Origin of the sequence: Streptococcus sp. HMSC071D03, assembly GCF_001812125.1 — a bacterium.
Classification (GTDB): Bacteria; Bacillota; Bacilli; order Lactobacillales; family Streptococcaceae; genus Streptococcus; species Streptococcus pseudopneumoniae_N.
Genome location: NZ_KV807699.1, coordinates 1 through 393 on the forward strand (window position 1 = coordinate 1; position 393 = coordinate 393).

1 pseudogene is annotated in these 393 nt (G+C 38.7%); it reads left to right on the forward strand.

Annotated features, from left to right (window positions below):
• Window positions 1-393 (forward strand): annotated as a pseudogene (locus HMPREF2837_RS11360) (YSIRK signal domain/LPXTG anchor domain surface protein); the annotation flags it as partial.

A 393-nucleotide genomic window follows, 5' to 3' on the forward strand; every position in this document is an offset into this window, starting at 1 on the left:
GATGACAACGATGGAATTCCAGATACAGAAGATGCAAATCCAAAAGTAGCGGATAAATTAACAGGAAAAGTAACAGGAAAAACTGTCCCAGAAAAAACACCTGTACCAGCAAATACTAAGGTAATCACACCAAACAAACCAGGTACAACGATTACAACAGATAAACCAGTAAATGGTTTAACAGTTGATAACGGCGGAAATCTAGTAGGAACACCAACAGTAGACAATTGGGAACCAAAAGAAGAAGAACGCACAGTCGAAATTCCAGTTAAACTGAAAAAAGGCACAGAAGAAGTTGTAGTCAAAGTTCCAGTTAAAATTCAACGCGATACAGATGGAGATGGTATTCCAGATGTTAAGGATCCAGACGATGACAACGATGGAATTCCAGAT